The organism is Richelia intracellularis HH01, from assembly GCF_000350105.1.
In the GTDB taxonomy this organism is placed as follows: domain Bacteria; phylum Cyanobacteriota; class Cyanobacteriia; order Cyanobacteriales; family Nostocaceae; genus Richelia; species Richelia intracellularis.
On record NZ_CAIY01000006.1, the window covers coordinates 1 to 20019 of the forward strand.

A 20019-nucleotide genomic window follows, 5' to 3' on the forward strand; every position below is an offset into this window, starting at 1 on the left:
ATTCATATATGATCAGAGATGATTTCAGACTCATATCTACTTATTTTAATTTAAATAATCAAATGATCAGCGATTTTTTGTTCTATGAACATAGCAAGTTATTGGGTTAGTATATACTCAATATTACTCATTAGTATAATATTTAACGTATTATTTATAATATTCGTAAAAGTTTTTTTACGATATAGACAATACTTAAAAAGCCATCTAAATGATATTAGTTAAGTTAACTAAATTTAAATAAAGATTTAAATTTACCCATATGATCATCATCTCAATCTAGAAAATTTTTTGGCTTCTGACAATGTAAAATTATGATTAATTTACAGAAATATTTATTCCTAGTATTATTTCGTATTAGATTGCCGGTAAGATAATATAGGATTCATTCTCTAATATGGAGTATCTTAGATTTTTGTGCCTAAGATTTAAGCAATCTTCATGGTGTTTTTTTTCTTGAACCTATAAATTAAACTTTAGATAAATTCAATACACTTATCAACTTGCTTAAGTAAGTATTGTTACATCAAATCAGCTATTTGAGGTTATCTTTTACACGAAATTGTAAAAGTATACAAGATAATTGTCGTGAGTTACTATTATGAGATAATTACAAATTTTCGAAATCATTTAAATTAGTTTTTGTTTCAAACTAATTGTCTCAAATTTGGCAAGTAAATAGGAGAATTAAGTACATCTTAAAAATATTTAAAAATACCTGTATATAAATTTAGATACCTGGGTTATACACTTGAACTTTCTTTGAGTATTTTTATTTAAAGTCCAGTGTTTCAATCTAAACCTAAGTTCCAATTGACTACAGATAAGTTAATATAACTAAATGTAATTTTGTGTATTAAGATAAGATGAAGTTAATAGATAAATTAATGAAGTTTAGATTAGTTGTTATTAATTTATTAAATAACTAGCCAAAGATAATCAGCTAAAAAACGTCACTGCATATTTGTGGACTAATAAAAGCATTGTCTCAGTCAAAAAAAATTTGAGTTTAAATTTGAAGAGGTAAATAAGGGAGTGAGTCCAAAAACCCTTACACACAGCGGAGAAAAACTAAGCTATGATCCCCGAATCATAGCTAGTTATTATCACTATCGCCCATGGTTAGCTTGGTCAAGAGCCCTAAAAATCATCATTGGTTTTGGTGTATTTTTCCTTAGTCTTAAGTTTGATGAATGGTTGAATAGAAACCAACGGGCTAAAGACAAACGGGCAAACCAATTACGGCAACTATTAACCCGCATGGGTCCTACTTTTATTAAAGTAGGACAGGCTCTATCAACTAGACCAGATTTAGTTCGCAAGGATTTCTTAGAGGAGTTAGTAAAATTACAAGATCAACTACCACCATTTGATAATAAAATTGCATATGGAATTATAGAAAAACAACTTGGTCGATCCATCAAAGAAATTTTCAGTGATTTATCCCTGAATCCTGTGGCTGCAGCTAGTTTAGGTCAAGTGTATCGCGGAAGACTACACAGCGGTGAAGAGGTAGCCGTAAAAGTACAACGCCCTAATTTACGTCCTATTTTGACCCTAGATTTATATTTAATGCGCCAGGCAGCAAGTCGGTTAAGCTGCTGGTTACCATTAAACTTGGGACATGACCTAACCATGATTATAGATGAGTTTGGGGCAAAGTTGTTTGAGGAAATTGATTACCTTAATGAAGGACGCAACGCTGAGGAGTTTGCCACCAACTTCCATAATGATTCTTGTGTAAAAGTACCATCAATATACTGGCGTTATACTTCTAATGAAGTCCTTACCTTAGAATGGTTGGATGGATTTAAACTCAACGATACCAAACGTATTCGTGCTGCAGGATTAGATCCGGAAGAAATTATCAAAATAGGTGTTATTTCCGGTTTAAAACAGCTTTTAGAGCATGGTTTTTTCCACGCAGATCCTCATCCTGGTAACTTGATTGCTATGCCTAATGGCACAATGGGTTACATCGACTTTGGTATGATGGACCAGTTGGATGAAAGTACTAAAGAAATACTGGTAGATGCAATTATACATCTAGTAAACCAAGATTATAATTACCTAGCTGAAGATTATGTAAAATTGGGGTTCCTAGCACCCAATACAGATATTCGCCCGATAGTTCCAGCATTAGAGGCTTTACTGGGAAATGCTATCAATCAAAATGTTGGGGATTTCAATTTTAAAACCATTACCGACCAATTCTCAGAATTGATGTATGATTACCCATTCCGGATCCCTGCAAAATTTGCTCTAATTATCCGTTCTCTGATAACCCAAGAAGGAATTGCTCTAAGCCTCAACAAGTATTTTAAAATAGTTGAGGTTGCATATCCCTATGTTGCCCGCAGACTCCTTACAGGAGAATCTCCTCAATTACGGCAAAGACTACTAAATATACTGTTTAAAAACGGTAAATTCCAGTGGCAGAGGTTGGAAAATTTAATTTTAGTTGCTCGTACTGATGGTAGTTTTGATGTACTGCCAACAGCTAGATTGGGCATACAATACCTTCTGTCTGAAGAAGGAAAATTTCTACGGCGACAATTGTTATTAGCACTCACTGAAGATGAAAGGCTTCACACAGAAGAAGTACAAAGGTTATGGGAACTAGTAAAAGATGACTTGCAACCCAATCGTCTGTTAGATGTGGCTTTTAGCATGCTCACAAAATTCTCAAGAGAGGGGGCAGCCGCCATGATACCTAAAGCACCATCTTTTTTTTCAACACCACAAAATTAGTAATATGCTGTTAGTGGCTGATAAACAAATTATCATGTTAGCTACTATCAATTATACTTAATATAAGCATGTACTATTATTCTCTTCAGGCACCTTACTTATTGTTAATTTTTGGTTTACTTATAGCTTTGACCTCTGGTTTAGCATTAAGTGCAACCTTGAAATTGATTATCAAGAGGTGGCAGGTAGTCGGTGGAGGGAAACCAAATAATCACTTATCAACAAGGCATTATACATTGCCATTCATAGGAGTTACAATGGGTCTGGGCCTATTTCTATGCTCTGGGTTGGAAGTATTTGGTTTTACCCCCATTTTAGCATGTAGCATTGGCTTACCAACAACTTTGTTGACTTGCTGGTTAGTATGGTCCCAACTGGTTAATATGCTAACTTCTATAGAAAGTCAAGGCATGATATCATTGGATTTGGACTCTTTAGGTTAGTTTAGCATTCGGAACAAAAAGGTGGACAGGTTGAAAAGTCAATCGAACCCTTACTTTTTATGTGAGATTAAAGTCATTATGACTTGTAATTAAATACATTAAGTGTAAGTGAAAAATTCAAAATTATACTTTTATTTTCCAGTTAAGAATTTGACTAAGCATTTGGTTTCTCTCACTCTTAAGTGTTCGTGTAGGAATAAATTTAGTTTTTAGTAGTTAGTATGTAAGAAATAGCAAGCAGAAAGTCTGCACTGTTAATTTCCAAATGACTTCTTTCGAGGGAAGTATATTTTGAGAAATTTGCCAAAATATTAATATTGTCATTACATTAAGCAACATCGCACATAAAAGGCTTTAAACACGATTATGTATATGGGTTGTTCTGAATAGAGCCAAAGAACTGCCCCAGGATTGTTTTTCAATAATGATAGCTAGTCTCTTCATGGTAATCGTAAGAACCTTGTGCAATGATAAAATTCATGTTAAATGTCTGGTGAGTTAAGTACTCCTTAATGCCACAATGGGGTCTAACTTGGCAGCATGGCGGGCAGGGAATACACCGAATAGTAAACCTATACCACCAGATATACATACAGAAATAGTAATTGCTGGCAGGTAAATAACCGCTTCTATAACTGTAAGACTGGCTACTATGAATATTCCTGCTACTCCTAAGATTGTACCAATAACACCCCCTGTAATGGCAATAATTACTGATTCAATTATGAATTGCGTAAGAATATCTTGCTGGGTAGCGCCAATAGCTTTTCTTAAACCAATTTCTTTGGTTCGTTCAGTAACTGATACAAGCATAATATTCATAATGCCAATACCACCAACAATTAGGGAAATAGCTGCGGCTGCTGTTAACATAAGTGTAAGTGTACCAGTGATTTTACTGACAGTTTTCATTGCATCTTTTTGGGTATAGATGACAAAGTCATCTTCTCCAATAATTTTGTGTCGTAGTCTTAACAAATTACTAATCTGAAAAACTGCTGAATCAATACTTTCCTTGTTTTTAACTGCCGCAGTCAAATAGTTTACTTCAATCCCATAAGGCGATGTTCTACCAATAATTCTATTAGCTGTGGTGGTAATTGGTATCAGTGTTGTTTCATCATAGTTAATTCCAAGATTAGAACCCTTTTCTCCTAAAATTCCGACTATCTGAAAGCTCAAGTTTTTGATTTTTAAATATTGTCCCAGAGGATTATGGTTAGCAAATAATTTTTGTGCTAGCTTCGCACCAATAACGGTAACTTGGTTATTACGTTTCACATCTATATCAGAAAAAAATCTTCCCTGGGAAATATCAAATTCCCGCACTTGTAAAAAACTGGGGGTAGTACCAATGACATTTACATTAGTATTCTGGTTTTTGTAAGTCACTAACTGCCTACTATTTAATTCTGCTGTAACAGCCTCAACTGTTGGAACTTGGGCCATAATTGCCTTACTATCAGCTAGTACTAGGGTTCTGGGTGAATCAGAAGTAATCCTTTTAGTTTCTTGATTCCCAGGTCTGACAAACAAAACGTTTGTTCCCAAAGATTCTAATTGCTTAATAACAAATTTCTGCCCTCCTTGACCAATTCCAACCATAGTAATAATGGAAGCATTACCAATGATAACTCCCAACATAGTAAGGGTACTACGTAACTTGTTTTCTATGAGGGTTTTCCTGGCAATTTGTAGATTTTCCAGTAGATTCATCACCTTAGTCTTATTTATTTACGTTTATAGTTTTTAGGAGGATTGATAAAAATACGGTCATTCCCCTTTAAACCTGATAAGATATGCGTTTGGTCTTCTATTTGAGAACCAATAGTAACGGAACGAAAAAGAGGTTGGTTCTCTGCATCAGGAACTAGTACCCCTATGTCCCCTTTTTCTGTGACAATAGCTACTGTAGGTACTGTTAGGGCATTATCTACCTGTTTGCCCAATAAAGTTAAGTCTAAATTAAGTCCGGAAATTAACTTTTGTTTTCCAGTAATGATACTAACTTTAACTTGAAATAGAGTCACACCATTTTCTTTGATTGCCTCTGGAGCAACTAGGCGTACTCGACCTTGAAACACCTCATTAGGATAAACATTAGATACAATTTCTACTTCTTGACCTCGTCTAACTCTACCTATATCTGATTCTGGTACTTGGGCTAGTATTTCCAATCCAGAAGCCAAAGCGACAATTGAACTAGAAGTTGCTGAAGCACTTATAGATGAGGAAGTTGTTGGGGTGACAAATGCACCCATATTTGCGTATTTTTGCATGACAACTCCATTAAAAGGAGCTCGAATTATTGTGTTTTCAAGATCGACAAAATAAGCCTGTAATTGGGATTTTGCGGCTTCCAAAGAAGCCCGGGACTGGGCGATTTCCTCTCGACGGGGTCCACTTTCCAATAATTCCAAGGCAGCTTTAGCTTCCATTACTGATGCTTTTCTTCTGGCAATATATTCTATGCGACTACCACTTTGCAGTAAAGAGAGATATTTTTCTGCTTTCCTAAGATTGGCCCTAGCCACTTTGTCTTGACTAATGTACTGGTCTAATAATTGTTTGCTTGAGGCTCCTTGCTCATACAAGTACCCATAACGACTTACTTGATTACCACTCATTAATACTTTTGCCTTCGCAGCATCAACTTGAGCTTGGGCTTGGGCTATTTCCTGAGGACGATTACCAGTTTTTGCCTCATCTAATAGGGCCTGGGCTTGGGTGAGACGTGCTTTAGCTTGAGCTATATCTTGAGGACGACTACCAGCTATTAATTGGTCCAATTGTGCTTGGAGTTTAGAAATGTTCGCTTTCGCTTGGGCAATTTGGACTTTAATGTAAGCACTATCCATATAAGCAATAATGTCTCCCTGTCGGATATAGTCGCCTTGTTCCACCATTAATTGCTTGACCATACCGGGGTTTGTAGGACTAACATTTACGCTTTTAATCGGCACAACCTTACCACTTGCAATAATGCGTAACACGAAATTTTTTGTAGTTACCGGAATAGTTGATTCGTTAACATTATTTCGACTTGATTGAATTTGTTTTACTGCTTGTGGAATAACATTTATACTTAGCCATATGGTTGTAGCAAGTATAAAAAATCCTCCTATCCAAGTAGATGAATGCTTTGTCTTACCTAGTCTTCTTATTGCTATTTCCTTGAGTGCAACTATTATTCTTTCCTTAAGTACCATTTTTAAGAATTTTTCTCCTCAGCTCTTTTAGGAAATTCATGCTTAACTTGTTCCTATGTTAATAATAAGTCCAAGTTGATAATTTCACCTGAATGAGTGAGATAGTCTTAATTTATCCTGGCATATTTGATACACTGATGGACAAATATAAAATTGCGTTTTATCTATAGTGACAGATAGTATTGTTTTAGCTATTTGCAAGGTGAACGGTTCTTTAACTTGATAATCAAAGAGGCGGTAGTGTGCCTAAAGTTATTTATTTGATTTCTATTTTGGCAATTTGCAGCCTGTGGGGTATAGCAAGCCCTGTTTCAGCCCAGGCATTATTTCCACATGTGTTGCACCTTGATCAAAGAGAATTAGAGAAACAGGGATTAGTTCTAGCACAGGAAGCAGCTGAGTTGGCACAAATCCGACAATTTGAGTTTGCCTTACCTCGGGCAAGATTGGCCAGCCGATTAGCACCCAAAAATGAGAAAGTTTGGTTTTTGTTAGGCAGCTTATTCCTGCAAAAACAAGAGTTAGATACAGCTATTGATTCCTTCAAAAAAGCCCAGTCTATCAACCCCCGTAATACAGATGTCTTATTTGCTCTGGGTTCAGCCCATTTTCAGCAAAAGAAGTACGACAAGGCTATTGCTTACTATAAGTTAGGATTAAAATTCAAACCAGATGATGCAGAGGGACTATTTGATCTAGGTAATGGTTATTATATGTTGGGCAGATTTTCTGATGCGATTGCACAATATAATAAGTCCATCAGTAGCAATAACCAATTCTGGCCGTCAATTAATAATGTTGGCTTGGTTATGTATGAAAAAGGGGATACGAATGGGGCAATAGAAAAATGGAAGTTGGCAGTTGATATTGGGAAAAATGCACCTGAGCCTTTACTTGCATTGGCTGTTGCGTTTTACAGGAAAGGAAATTACCATCAAGCCATTAATATGGGTAAAAAAGTTCTAGGTACTGATGTACGTTATGCCAATCCTAACTTCTTAAAAGAAAATCTGTGGGGGGAAAGATTACTGAATGATACGAGGAGATTTTTAAAATTACCACCAATCCAAAATATAGTTCAACAAATAGAAAATACCACATATGCAAATTGAAATTTACATTGCCCCACAATAGTATCTTCCAATAGTTAAACCATCTGAGCAACTCTATGGTCTTCTCCATAAGCACAGGGAAATTAGGCTTTTTATATCCTAGTTATTATACATTGGTATGTAGATACTTGACCTAATTGTTAGTTATTGAAAATGCGCAAGAATTAGTTCTTAAATATTTATTCTGGCAGTAAAGCCATTATTTGGTTGACGAAATATTGTTGATCTACTACCGGCTTAGAGATATAACCATTGGCTCCACTTTGTTTGAGGAATTTTTCACGGTCACCTGCCATAGCATGTGCAGTTACGAGAATAATAGGCAAAGAGGCCGTATTGGAGTTAGATTTCAGCATTTGAGTTATTTTTATCCCATCTACAGATTTACCTTGGTAAACACTCCGCGATAGTGAAACATCCATCAAAATAATATCAGCTTCTTTATTTTGGGCAATTGTCATTACCTTATCTACGTCTTCTGTATGTTTTACATATAAACCCCCCCGCTTAGTCAGAATTTTAGAAAATACTCGAGCGTTAATTAGGTCATCTTCAACTATCAAAACTGTTTTCATAGAAATTTTGCTAATACTGATAAGGTTGATACTAACTACTACTCACTTTTATTTAATAACTATCCCTAGTATCAAGGATAATACTACTGGTTTTTGGAATCTGAATATCAAGATTCTGTAAGTAATAGGATTTCATCCGTTATGCTGTGTTTGCTGAGGTGTTCAGTCACAGTGAAATTTGTGTAGTTAAAATTTAGGTAGAAACTCATGGCGAAACAGTTAAACCTTCCCCCTAAGGGGCAGGTAATTCCCACGGCTTTACACATAGAAATGCAAAGGTCTTACTTGGAATATGCCATGAGTGTAATTGTGGGCAGAGCATTACCAGATGTCCGGGATGGCTTGAAGCCTGTTCACCGCCGTATTTTGTATGCTATGTACGAGCTGGGGCTAACACCAGATCGTCCCTACCGTAAATGTGCCCGTGTGGTAGGGGATGTATTAGGTAAATATCATCCCCATGGAGATCAGGCTGTTTATGATGCTTTAGTTAGATTGGTACAGGATTTTTCCAGCCGTTATCCTTTGTTAGCAGGTCATGGCAACTTTGGTAGTATAGACAATGATCCCCCTGCAGCAATGCGTTATACAGAAACAAAATTAGCTCCTATCAGTAATGAGGGGATGTTAATGGAAATAGGGGAGGAAACAGTTGATTTTGTTGACAATTTTGATAATTCTCAACAGGAACCTACTGTTTTACCTGCACGGTTACCATTTTTACTGCTTAATGGCTGTGCAGGTATTGCTGTGGGTATGGCGACAAATATACCTCCCCATAACTTGGGAGAATTGGTGGATGGTCTAATTGCTTTAGTTGATTGCCCGAATTTAACAGATAAAAAATTATTTGAACTTATCCCTGGACCAGATTTTCCTACAGGAGGTCAAATTATCGGTCGTAACGGGATTAGTGAAGCATATTCTAATGGCAGGGGAACTATTATAATACGAGGTGTAAACAAAATAGAAAAAATTGCTGGCAGTCGGGGTAGTAAAAAACGCACAGCAATTATAGTTACAGAGTTACCCTACCAAGTAAATAAAGCTGCATGGATTGAAAAAGTTGCTGATTTAGTCAATCAGATTAAGATCCAAGGTATTTCTGATATCAGAGATGAAAGTGACCGTCAAGGTATGCGAGTAGTTATAGAACTAAAAAGAGATGTTCAACCAGATTATGTTTTAGAACAATTATATCATCAAACTGCTTTGCAAAGTAACTTTGGGGCTATTATGTTGGCATTATCAGATGGACATCCCTGTCAACTAAGTTTGCGGCAACTATTGCAAAAATTTTTAAATTTCCGGGAACAAACACTAAATCGCCGTTATAGCTATGAGCTAGATAAAGCCCAAAGTCGCTTACACTTGCTATCAGGTTTGCTGGTAGCACTAGCTCACTTAGACCAAGTTATCACTATTCTATGCCAAGCTATTGATGGAAGTACTGCCAAACAAAATCTGCAAAATCAACTAAATTTAACTGAACCTCAAGCTGATGCTATATTATCTATGCCATTACGTCGGTTGACTAGTTTAGAACAGCAGAATTTAAAAGATGAGTTTGCTGAACTCAACAATAAAATAGCTGAGTTTCAAAACCTACTTAGCAACCGCCACGAACTATTAAAAGCATTGAAAAAAGAATTACGATCACTCAAACATAAATATAGTGATCCCCGACGAACTCACATTTTCGAAGAATCACCCAAAACTGAAGAACTGGGTAAGCAAAAAAAACAAACCAGCAAAGATACAGTTTCCCATAAAAGCCTAATCAATGGTATTTCAGAGCAACCCCTAAAACCAACTATTCTCGAATTTACTTATCGTGGATATGTGCGTTGCTATCAAGCCTCAGGTAAAAAATCTAAAGGTGATCGTAATGTTCCCGAACATGACTTTACTATACAAACAGATGTTACTGACAGAGCTCAAGATTTACTAGTCTTAACCAATACAGGAAAAGTATATCCAATAAGTGTTGAAAGTATTCCTATATCTGTAGGGCGTGTAATTAAAAGAACACCTTTAATTACTTTACTAAGTAATGCTGCTCAACAGGCACAAGAGAATATCATTAGCCACTTTTTGGTGCCAAAAAACATGAAAGATACAGACTTAATTCTGCTTACAAAACAAGGGAAAATTAAGCGGCTTGACATAAGCAAATTGAAACAGATTAGTCGTCGCGGTACCACTATTATTAAGTTAAAAAATGACGATGAGTTATTATGTACCCAGTTTGCATTTCCCGAAACACATTTAACTATAGCTAGTTCTGGCAGTCGACTACTACGTTTTCCTATCAACGATGAACAGTTACCAAAAATGGAACGGGCAGCCATTGGATTACAAGGAATACGTATACTCAAAAGCCAACAGATGGTCGATTGCATCACACTGGATAAAAATCAAAACATATTACTTTTTACTCAAAATGGTTATAGCAAATGTCTAAACACTAATGAAATAAAACTTGCACATCGTGGCGATTTAGGTACACAAGCCATGAAATTTAATAGTAGAACTGATAGTCTGGCAGCTATGGTAGCAGCTCAGTCAGATGATGAAGTAATTATATTTACTAACAAGGATAGGGCAGAACTCCTGAAAGTTAGTCAAATACCTCTAGCTGGAAGAAGCAGCTTAGGGGAAATTGTAATTACTTTATCTCGGGATGAGAAAATAGTTTCTGTTATAAATGCTAGACCGGGTACCTTAAGTGTTTAGGAGTAAGACTTTTTTGATTTTTAATCAAAAAAGTCTTACATTAAGGTACTATAAATAATAGTTGAATAGAAAATTTAGTAATCCACTAAGCTTGAGGCGAAATATAAGGAAAACTAGTTAATAATCTGATCATTACCAAAAATAATAAGTTCTACATTATAAAAAGTGATAATCAATTAGATTTTCCATTATGTATCCAGGTGTTGATTTAACTTTTAAATTCAGCAGTATAATAACAGCACTTATAATTTCATAGCATTTATTTTTATAACCTAATGGATAATACTAGCCTATAGTAGGAAGATAAGTATAAATGTTGTACGCTATGATGGCGATCAATTATAGTGAGTAAACTAGTGCCAATGTACTTTAGAATATTGAAATAATTTTACCCTAATAATTAAATTCTATTCTTGCCTTATTTATGATCTTGATATTACTAATAACTACTTATTCATGGGTGATAAGATAAGCCAGATTAATGATTTTAGCTTTTTGGGAAAAACTCAATTCCATCAACAACTAAAAAAATACCCTAGTTGCAAAGTCAATATCTAGTATTATTCCCAAGCGCCTGAAATTCAACTATTTAATTTGTTTGATAGTCAGGCTTAACTCTTCAGGCCTTATAAGAATTAGGGAATACCTGGGAACATAATAAATTATCGTAATCTTTTTCAATTAGTTTTCTTAATTAAACCAGCTACAACAACAATGGCAATTGATATAACAAATGGTTTACAAACACATAATATACTATAGCCATACGTAGAAATTGGTATGCAATTTCATAATTATTGTAGCCGAAAAAATATTATATTATTACTTTGCTAAAGTTCGAGGTAGTAATTGTAATGTTGTAAAAGTTTCTGGAATCTCACTTATAGGCCAATCATTATTGGTAAGGCATAGTGTATATTGTCTATTCTGATTTCAAAACCAATAATCCCTAAAATTTCATAACATGAGGTAGGAATGGCTGTTAACACCACTGATAACACCGGTAAACAGAAAGCACTGGATATTGTCCTCAATCAGATTGAGCGTACTTTTGGTAAAGGTACAATTATGCGTTTGGGTGATGCAGCCCGAATGAGGATAGAAACTATTTCTACTGGTGCTTTAACTCTAGATTTAGCTTTGGGTGGTGGTTTACCCAAGGGGAGAGTAATTGAAATTTATGGCCCAGAAAGTTCTGGTAAAACTACAGTTGCTTTACAAGCTGTAGCTGAAATTCAAAAACAAGGGGGTGTTGCAGCCTATGTAGATGCAGAACATGCTCTCGATCCGACTTACGCTGCAGCTTTAGGGGTTGATATTGAAAATTTACTGGTTTCCCAGCCAGATACAGGTGAAGCTGCTTTAGAAATAGTGGATCAACTGGTACGTTCTGCTGCAGTTGATATTGTTGTTGTTGACTCTGTAGCAGCTTTAGTCCCTCGTGCCGAGATTGAAGGGGATATGGGGGATACTCATGTGGGACTTCAAGCTAGATTAATGAGCCAAGCTTTGCGTAAAATTACTGGTAACTTAAGTAAGTCTGGCTGCACCGTAATGTTTATAAACCAGTTGCGCCAAAAAATTGGCATTAGTTATGGTAATCCAGAAACTACAACCGGTGGTAATGCTTTAAAGTATTATTCTTCTGTACGTTTAGATATTCGCCGTATCCAAACCTTGAAAAAGGGGACAGAGGAATTTGGGATTCGCGTCAAAGTAAAGGTGGCAAAAAACAAAGTTGCTCCACCCTTTAGAATTGCCGAATTTGATATTATTTTTGGAATGGGTGTTTCCACTCTTGGTTGTTTGGTTGATCTGGCAGAGGAAACTAAAATTATCCTTCGCAAAGGTGCTTGGTATAGTTATGACGGTAACAATATTGCTCAGGGTAGAGATAATACTATTAATTATTTGGAAGATAATACAGATTTTGCAGAAGAAATCCAACAGTTAGTTAGAGAGAAGTTGGAAATGGGGTTTGTTGTATCTGCTAATTCTGTGGGAAAATCGAGCAATGATAAAAATCAAGAAGAGACAAGAGACTAAAACCTGGTAGATTCAATATTCACTCAAAACTTTGACGGTGGGGGCTAAATTATAATTGTTAGTTTGAGTATGTATGTAGGTCAAACTAGGGAATGATTTATTTCCATGATTTTATTTATGACTTAAGTTTAGATTCAATCTTATGATTTAAATGAATTTACTCAGAGTCAATTTGGGATTTAAATCTGGACCTCAAAAACTAAAAAGAATGTAGATACTTGAATGATTCTTAATTTTTTGAATTTTTGTCAAGCTGAGACCGTTCAGGAATAAACCTAACCGTTTAAAAAAGTCTTAAAGTGGGCAAGTTATTATAAGATTACTTGAATCTGTTCTAAGTACTATTCAAATTCCAAGTCCATAAATACTAGGTTTTTGCGTCCTATCTTCTAAATTTTACCTGTGTACAATTTTATTTCTTACAGTATTCACTCAATATGACTGTTTTAGATACAGGAAGAGAGCTGGTGTAAATATAGAAAGAAATACCCAACATTGGGTAAACGATGAGTAAAACTCCATCTATAGTAAGGTAAGTGTAGTTTCCACAATCAAATTAGGGGTTTTAATAATCTCCGTAATATTTATTAATACTCGACTGTGGAAATGCTAGTCATATGATAATTTTCATAAATAAATAAGGTTTATAGAATCCCAACTTAAATTATTAGTAGACTTGAAATAAATCTAAATACCTTTCTAACATAAACTAAAACAATAAAATGCCTGGTTTATATATCAATATAAAAGTGCTGCTAATTATGTTTTTGGTTTTATGTTTTCTTTGCTGAGGAAATTAACTTACTAATATTAAAAACTTAGCTTAGTTTAAATAAATTATGATATTAGATTAATAATAAATAACTGCTCTGATATTGGAAAATATTTCTTGTTAGAATATTCTCAGAAGAGAGTTTATTTTTATTAAAAAGTATTTGGTTAGGAAAAATTTTTGCTGTTTTTTACCACCTCAACTGCTTTGGTTTTAAGCCATAACACTCACCCCAAAATAAATTCAGCAGCTCAAATAGTACTTTTTTACCTCTATATTTATATATCAAATATTCAACCAAATCTACCACTTATATACTCCTTAGTGGATTCCTGCTGGGGATCTTGGAAAATAACTTCTGTTCTTTCATGTTCTACAAGATACCCAATGCGCTCCCCCTTTTCTGAAGATTTAACATTGAAAAATGCTGTACGATCAGATACACGTGATGCTTGTTGCATATTGTGGGTAACCATAACTATAGTATAAGTTTTCTTTAGTTCGCGAATTAACTCTTCTACCCGCAAGGTAGAAATAGGATCAAGAGCAGAGCATGGTTCATCCATTAGAATCACATCTGGTTTGGTTGTGATGGCTCTAGCAATACATAACCTTTGTTGTTGCCCACCGGATAAAGACAAACTACTCTTCCGTAATTTATCTTTAACTTCATCCCATAGAGCTACTTGTTTGAGGGAATGTTCTACTAATTCATCCATATTGCCTTTATAGCCATGGATTTTTGGGCCAAAGATAATATTGTCATAAATTGACTTGGGGAATGGGTTTGGCTTTTGGAAGACTATGCCAATCCGGCGACGTACTTCTACAGGATCTATATGCTTAGAATATAGATTTTCGCCATAGTAGAAAATATTACCTTCTGCTCGGAATGATTCAATTAAGTCGTTAAGACGGTTATAGCATCTTAATAGTGTACTTTTACCACAACCAGAAGGCCCAATAAAGGCTGTTACTTGATTCTTAGGTATATCTAGCCAAATATTACTAAGTGCCAAAAGGTTACCGTAGTAAACTCTCAAACCTTCTGTTCTTAAAACAATCTGTGTTTGACTAGCGACATCAACATTAGCAGCCATAATCTAATTTGGTAATTGGATTCCCAATGTTAAATTTGGTTTTTCTTAGTCTATTAGGATTTACGACTAGTAACCAAGCGAGCAATAATACTGGTCATCAAAACCATCAATACTAAAATTAAGGAAGCCCCCCATGCTAGGGATTGTTGGTTAGGGTAAGGAACAATCGCAAAGTTAAAAACCAATAAGGCTAAAGAGGCAATGGGTTGAACAAAACCATTAAAAGGAAATTGAGAAAATAAAGCGGTGAATATCAGGGGAGCAGTTTCTCCTGCCGCTCGAGCTACTGCTAGACTTATCCCAGTAACAATTGCTGGTAAAGCTGCTATTAATACCACTTGAGTAACCGTCTGAAAATTTGTAGCTCCCAAGCTTACGGAGGCTTGTCGTAAATCATTGGGAACTAATTGTAATGCTTCATCCGTGGTGCGGATAATAATTGGTAGCATAAGTACTGCCAATGCTACACCACCAGCTATAGGGGAGTAACCAACAATACCTGTATGTACTAATAAGCCGTATGTAAATACCCCAGCAATAATTGAAGGTATACCACTGAGAATATTAGTAGCAAAACGAATCCACCAAGATAATTTTCCTGAACTAAACTCTACTAAGTAGATTGCTACTAATATCCCAAAGGGAACAGCAATAATTGACCCAATTCCTACCATCAAAAGAGTACCAAAAATTGCATTACGAAACCCTCCCCCTTCAACTAATGGTGGTGGGGGCAATTCTATAAACATGCTCCAACTTAGACTATCTATTCCTTTAATCAAGACATAAGATAGCACCGCTATTATAGGTAGTAAGGCAAGTGCTCCACAAAGAAACACTACCCAATTCATAAAATTATTAAAACAATTCCGGGGTGAATTAGGAGAACGGCTTAAAAAACTGCGATGAATTAATTTATTATTGGGAAAATTGGCAAAACTAGAGCTCATAAAATCTAAAAAACTGCAAATACTATATACGTTTCACTTGCCCAACAATTAATTCTGCAACAGTATTCACTATTAAAGTTAAAATGAATAGTACTAAGGCAGCATACATCAAGGCTGAAACTTGTAAACCCACTGCTTCAGAAAACTGATTTGCTAACAAGGAGGCAATAGAATTAGCGGGAGCAAATAGGGAAAAATCTATTTTGTTAGCATTCCCAATTAGCATAGTAACAGCCATAGTTTCTCCCATTGCCCTTCCTAAAGCTAATATTACAGCACTGACAATACCAGAAAAAGCTGTGGGGAGCATAACCTTTAAAATTGTTTCCCACCGTGTAGCCCCTAACCCTACAGCTGCTTGGTGTAAACTGGGGGGTATAGACGTAAGTGCATCTCTGGAAATGGCAGTAATAATTGGCAAAATCATAATTGCCAAAATAACCCCGGCTGGTAGCATTCCCAAACCAGAAGGAGCACTGGCAAAAATTGGCAACCAACCCAAACTAGAGTGGAGCATTCTACCCCAACTGGTGAGAATGGGCACAAGGAAAAATATTCCCCAAATACCATAAACTACGCTGGGAATTGCGGCTATTAACTCAACTAAGAATACCATTACAGTTCTCACCTTGTATGGTAAAAAGTTCTGGCTGAGCAGAATAGCTGTACCTAGGCCAACAGGTACAGCTATTAGTAAAGCAATTAATGAACTAACTAAAGTCCCATAAATTTGGGGCAGCACTCCATACTCATTTTTGACTGGATTCCAGGAACTATCAGTTAAAAATCTCACTCCAAATTTTTGAATTGCTGGTATGGCTTCTATCGAAACTTGTGCAGCTATCCAAAATAGAACAGCCGCGACTGCAAATGCCAAAAACCTAGTGAGCCATACAAAACAATCATCTAATAATTTATCTAGTCGTGATCGTCGTTGAATTCTGGTGTAAATGTTTTGGTCTTGAATACTCATGAAATAAATTGACCCATTAATTGCCTTCTATATACAAGAGGGAATCAAACTAAAAATTCGGGTTAAAAGTTGATAAATTAAGAGAACATCCGTGATTTACACTTTATGTTTATTAATTATTTGCCACGGATATGTTGTAGTCAGGAGTTATTACATCAGCGGCAGCAGCAACTTTTTGTACTATATTTTTCGGCAGAGGAACGTAACCGAGCTCTCTACTTACTTTTTGGCCCTCTGTTAACCCATATTCAATCATTGCTTCCACAGCTTTTGCTTTGGCAGGATTATTATATTTTTTATAAGCCAGAATCCAAGTATAGGTGACAATAGGGTAAGATCCCTTGCCCACTGGATCTGTTATAAAGGCACGCAGATTATCTGGTAGAGTAGCAGATGATAAGGTCTTAATAGTAGAAATCTCAGAAGGCTTGACAAACTCACCCTCCTTATTTTCTATGGAAGCAAAAGTGATTTGGTTCTGCTTTGCATAACCGTACTCAATATAACCAAGAGAGCCTTCAATCTGTTTAATTTGAGCTGTTACCCCTTCGTTACCCTTTGCTCCCAATCCTGTTGGCCATTGAACAGTTTTACCGCTTCCAACTGAATTTTCCCACTCTGAACTAATAGTACTTAAATGCTTGGTCAATACGCCCGTAGTCCCACTACCATCAGAACGATGTATTAATGTAATATCTTGGTTGGGAAGGTTAATACTAGGGTTTGCTGCAGCAAGTTTAGCATCATCCCACTTTTTAATCTTACCCAACATAATATCAATGTAAACCTCTCTGGGTAATTTGAGTTCAATAATTCCGGGTAGGTTATATGCCATCACTATGCTACCGGCAGACATAGGCAACATAAGTACACCTTTATTAGTGCTTACCTTAGCAATATCTTCATCCCTCATTGCCACATCACTAGCACTGAAATCCACTGTACCAGAGGTGAACTGCTTAATTCCTGCACCACTACCAATTGATTGATAGTTAACTCGCAAGTTGGGATATTTTTTATTCAAATCTGAGAACCAGCGTTGATACAAGGGAACGGGGAAAGATGCTCCCACCCCATTGATCGTAATGTCACCACCTAAATCAAAGATATCTGTATTTGCAGAAGTAGTTTTAGTAGCACCATTAGGAGAAGGCTGATTTTGATTAATTTTACTATTACCACCACAAGCTACCATACTTAATGACAGTAACAAAACTAGGAATTTCCTCAGAGCAGGAGAAACTTTTGATACCTGAAGTTCCAAAGACATGAATAATATATAGCTTGAGTACTTTTTTTGGGCGTTTATAATATAGTTCTCAATGGTAAAGACAAGGTTAACATTAGAGACTTAGGTTTTATAAATTAGAGTAAATCACAAAAAAATTAATCTTCTCTTTACTCCAAATTCTTTAATCCAAAACATACAGGAAATTCCATTTTCCATACCAGCCTCATATTATACTTATAATGTTAGTATGGTGCGAATATTATTACCCTATCATAACCTAATAGCCAACCTATTATAGGCTTATTGGATATTTGGGCAGAAACGAACTTCAGGAATAATTTGAGTTCGCAGTATATTTTGTAACCTAATGATAAATGAATTCATATGTGAATTCATTTATGTATAAGCAAATATCATCCATAAATTCATAGGAACATAATAGCTTATAATTACCTTGTTTAGATTATAAATATGAAGTTTCAGCAGTATGAAAACATTGAAATTATTGGAATTAGATGAGAATTAATCATATAAGTAGTATTTTGTAAATGTTAAGAACATCCAATCAACTACTATGGTCTATGATCGGTTTACTATTAACCATAGGTGGAACTTTTTTAGAAGCGCATATCACAACTTTCCCCTGGTTGTGGAGTAGTCATAGTGTAAGTATTTTTTCGTTGGGTGTAACCTTTCAAGTCGGTGGGGTACTGTTAGTAGGATGTTTAGGAGGGAAAAATGCAGGTGCTCTGTCTCAAATTGCTTATTTACTTATGGGGTTAACTTTACTACCTGTCTTTTCAAATGGTGGAGGGATTGGCTATGTCCAGCTATCTCAGTTTGGCTATCTCTTAGGATTTATTCCCGGGGCATGGATATGTGGTTTTTTGGCATTTCAAGCACGCCCAAGGTTAGAATCCCTAGCCTTTAGTTGCATTTGTGGTTTGTTTATTATCCATATCTGCGGTATTACCTATTTAAGTATTAGCCATGTTCTAAAATTACAAAATGCTTTCCTTATAAGTCTTTCACAAGCAATTATTCAGTATTCTTGGTTACAGATACCTGGACAACTGGCCGTAGTATGTGCTGTCACAATTCTTGCTTATATTTTAAGACATTTGATTTTTTATTGATTTCCTATTTATGAGCCTTTTCAATTTAGGATTAGTTTGATATTTTGTAAATAATAAAGTTTGATATGGATAATCATGTAGGATTTATAATTAAATTAATTGTTTATATCTGCAGTACTAATTACTTGAATTTAGCTGGATTTACATTACGATAACAAAAAACTACAATCTCATCATAATTGTATCTACGACCCTGACTATTTAATATTTACAAGTATATATAGTTTAGGATAATAGTGAGAGATTAAAGGTCTTATGACTAATTTTATTTAAGAAATATCAGTAAAAATTTGGCAAAAAAATTACCTAAGGAATACCTATAAACATTACTAAGTATGTATTTTAAAAACCGTTTTTTCTGGATTATTGGATCAGTAACTTTCGTATTAGATCAGCTAGCAAAATATTTGATAGTCAGGACTTTTAGTCTTAAGGGAAGTTTCCCTATCATACCTGAAATTTTCCATTTTACCTATGTTACCAATACTGGTGCGGCTTTTAGCTTATTTAATGGGAATGTAGAGTCGTTACGTTGGCTTTCTTTAATTGTGAGTTTTGCATTAATGGCTATTGCTATTTGGGGGCCTAGGTTAAGTTTTTGGGAGAAACTTGGTTATGGTTGTATTTTAGGTGGAGCAATGGGTAATGGAATAGATAGATTTATTTCAGGGTATGTAATTGACTTTTTAGATTTTCGTCTGATTAATTTCCCCATATTCAATTTAGCTGATGTATTTATTAACATAGGGATTATTTCTTTATTAATTTCGGCTTTTAGTCAAACACCTAATAAGTAAAGATAATTGATATATTTTCATTTTTATAATCTCTACCAAATCTTAAAGATAGAGAAAGACGAGAAAATATCAAATGCGCATAAGTTTTGTAACAAATAATATTACTTAAGTTGGTTGATCATAAATAAAATTAATTTTGTGGAACTTTTAAAATAAAAGTTCATATCATAGAAATACTCTGAGATTTA

At 35.2% G+C, this 20019-nt stretch carries 14 protein-coding genes; 7 read left to right on the forward strand and 7 right to left on the reverse strand.

The genetic code is table 11. The features are described from left to right. Positions 1-1035: 1035 nt before the first annotated feature. Both RINTHH_RS00540 and RINTHH_RS00545 read left to right on the forward strand, forming a co-directional pair. The gene (locus RINTHH_RS00540) at positions 1036-2751 is read left to right on the forward strand and encodes an ABC1 kinase family protein (RefSeq protein ID WP_008231578.1); all 1716 of its coding nucleotides are present in this window, start codon (positions 1036-1038) and stop codon (positions 2749-2751) included. Between the two features lie 68 nt (positions 2752-2819). Continuing rightward, complete coding sequence (locus RINTHH_RS00545) at positions 2820-3194, forward strand: hypothetical protein (RefSeq protein ID WP_044304282.1); 375 nt, start codon at positions 2820-2822, stop codon at positions 3192-3194. Between the two features lie 498 nt (positions 3195-3692). Here the strand turns inward: RINTHH_RS00545 and RINTHH_RS00550 are convergent, their stop codons facing one another. Then, complete coding sequence (locus RINTHH_RS00550; protein ID WP_044304283.1) at positions 3693-4910, reverse strand: ABC transporter permease; 1218 nt, start codon at positions 4908-4910, stop codon at positions 3693-3695. A 14-nt stretch (positions 4911-4924) separates the two neighbouring features. Next, a complete protein-coding gene (locus RINTHH_RS00555) occupies positions 4925-6403 on the reverse strand; it encodes an efflux RND transporter periplasmic adaptor subunit (protein WP_008231582.1) in 1479 nt (492 codons plus the stop codon). 242 nt (positions 6404-6645) lie between these two features. On the opposite strand from RINTHH_RS00555, the gene RINTHH_RS00560 reads away from it, so the two are divergent. Further along, positions 6646-7515, forward strand: coding sequence for a tetratricopeptide repeat protein (locus RINTHH_RS00560; protein ID WP_008231584.1), 870 nt, complete (start codon positions 6646-6648; stop codon positions 7513-7515). Between the two features lie 179 nt (positions 7516-7694). Here RINTHH_RS00560 and RINTHH_RS00565 read toward each other — a convergent pair whose 3' ends face one another. Continuing rightward, the gene (locus tag RINTHH_RS00565; protein ID WP_008231587.1) at positions 7695-8090 is read right to left on the reverse strand and encodes a response regulator; all 396 of its coding nucleotides are present in this window, start codon (positions 8088-8090) and stop codon (positions 7695-7697) included. Between the two features lie 207 nt (positions 8091-8297). Here RINTHH_RS00565 and gyrA point away from each other — a divergent pair, with 207 nt between their 5' ends. Both gyrA and recA read left to right on the forward strand, forming a co-directional pair. After that, positions 8298-10826, forward strand: coding sequence for a DNA topoisomerase (ATP-hydrolyzing) subunit A (gyrA, locus tag RINTHH_RS00570; protein WP_008231588.1), 2529 nt, complete (start codon positions 8298-8300; stop codon positions 10824-10826). Between the two features lie 975 nt (positions 10827-11801). Further along, a complete protein-coding gene (gene recA, locus RINTHH_RS00575; RefSeq protein ID WP_044304284.1) occupies positions 11802-12872 on the forward strand; it encodes a recombinase RecA in 1071 nt (356 codons plus the stop codon). Positions 12873-13937: 1065 nt separating this feature from the next. Here recA and pstB read toward each other — a convergent pair. From pstB to pstS, 4 genes are all read right to left on the reverse strand, one after another. After that, a complete protein-coding gene (pstB, locus tag RINTHH_RS00580) occupies positions 13938-14744 on the reverse strand; it encodes a phosphate ABC transporter ATP-binding protein PstB (protein WP_008231592.1) in 807 nt (268 codons plus the stop codon). Positions 14745-14797: 53 nt separating this feature from the next. Continuing rightward, complete coding sequence (pstA, locus tag RINTHH_RS00585) at positions 14798-15694, reverse strand: phosphate ABC transporter permease PstA (protein WP_008228181.1); 897 nt, start codon at positions 15692-15694, stop codon at positions 14798-14800. 22 nt (positions 15695-15716) lie between these two features. Continuing rightward, positions 15717-16667 (reverse strand): phosphate ABC transporter permease subunit PstC, encoded by a 951-nt coding sequence (gene pstC / locus RINTHH_RS00590; RefSeq protein WP_008231594.1) that lies wholly within the window; start codon positions 16665-16667, stop codon positions 15717-15719. A gap of 112 nt (positions 16668-16779) precedes the next feature. Then, positions 16780-17937, reverse strand: a complete 1158-nt coding sequence (pstS, locus tag RINTHH_RS00595) for a phosphate ABC transporter substrate-binding protein PstS (RefSeq protein WP_008231596.1) — start codon at positions 17935-17937, stop codon at positions 16780-16782. A gap of 509 nt (positions 17938-18446) precedes the next feature. Between pstS and RINTHH_RS00600 the strand changes: the two genes are divergently transcribed. Next, a complete protein-coding gene (locus tag RINTHH_RS00600) occupies positions 18447-19034 on the forward strand; it encodes a biotin transporter BioY (RefSeq protein ID WP_008231600.1) in 588 nt (195 codons plus the stop codon). 335 nt (positions 19035-19369) lie between these two features. Further along, positions 19370-19831: a signal peptidase II gene (gene lspA / locus RINTHH_RS00605; protein ID WP_044258141.1), complete on the forward strand. Its 462-nt coding sequence runs from the start codon at positions 19370-19372 to the stop codon at positions 19829-19831. Positions 19832-20019: the final 188 nt, after the last annotated feature.

Excerpts from the sequence above, each read along its gene's own strand:
- RINTHH_RS00545 (WP_044304282.1), top strand. The coding sequence starts at position 2,820 with ATGTACTATTATTCTCTTCAGGCACCTTACTTATTGTTAATTTTTGGT.
- RINTHH_RS00550 (WP_044304283.1), bottom strand. The coding sequence starts at position 4,910 with ATGAATCTACTGGAAAATCTACAAATTGCCAGGAAAACCCTCATAGAA.
- RINTHH_RS00555 (WP_008231582.1), bottom strand. The coding sequence starts at position 6,403 with ATGGTACTTAAGGAAAGAATAATAGTTGCACTCAAGGAAATAGCAATA.
- RINTHH_RS00565 (WP_008231587.1), bottom strand. The coding sequence starts at position 8,090 with ATGAAAACAGTTTTGATAGTTGAAGATGACCTAATTAACGCTCGAGTA.
- gyrA (WP_008231588.1), top strand. The coding sequence starts at position 8,298 with ATGGCGAAACAGTTAAACCTTCCCCCTAAGGGGCAGGTAATTCCCACG.
- recA (WP_044304284.1), top strand. The coding sequence starts at position 11,802 with ATGGCTGTTAACACCACTGATAACACCGGTAAACAGAAAGCACTGGAT.
- pstB (WP_008231592.1), bottom strand. The coding sequence starts at position 14,744 with ATGGCTGCTAATGTTGATGTCGCTAGTCAAACACAGATTGTTTTAAGA.
- pstA (WP_008228181.1), bottom strand. The coding sequence starts at position 15,694 with ATGAGCTCTAGTTTTGCCAATTTTCCCAATAATAAATTAATTCATCGC.
- pstC (WP_008231594.1), bottom strand. The coding sequence starts at position 16,667 with ATGAGTATTCAAGACCAAAACATTTACACCAGAATTCAACGACGATCA.
- pstS (WP_008231596.1), bottom strand. The coding sequence starts at position 17,937 with ATGTCTTTGGAACTTCAGGTATCAAAAGTTTCTCCTGCTCTGAGGAAA.
- RINTHH_RS00600 (WP_008231600.1), top strand. The coding sequence starts at position 18,447 with ATGTTAAGAACATCCAATCAACTACTATGGTCTATGATCGGTTTACTA.
- lspA (WP_044258141.1), top strand. The coding sequence starts at position 19,370 with ATGTATTTTAAAAACCGTTTTTTCTGGATTATTGGATCAGTAACTTTC.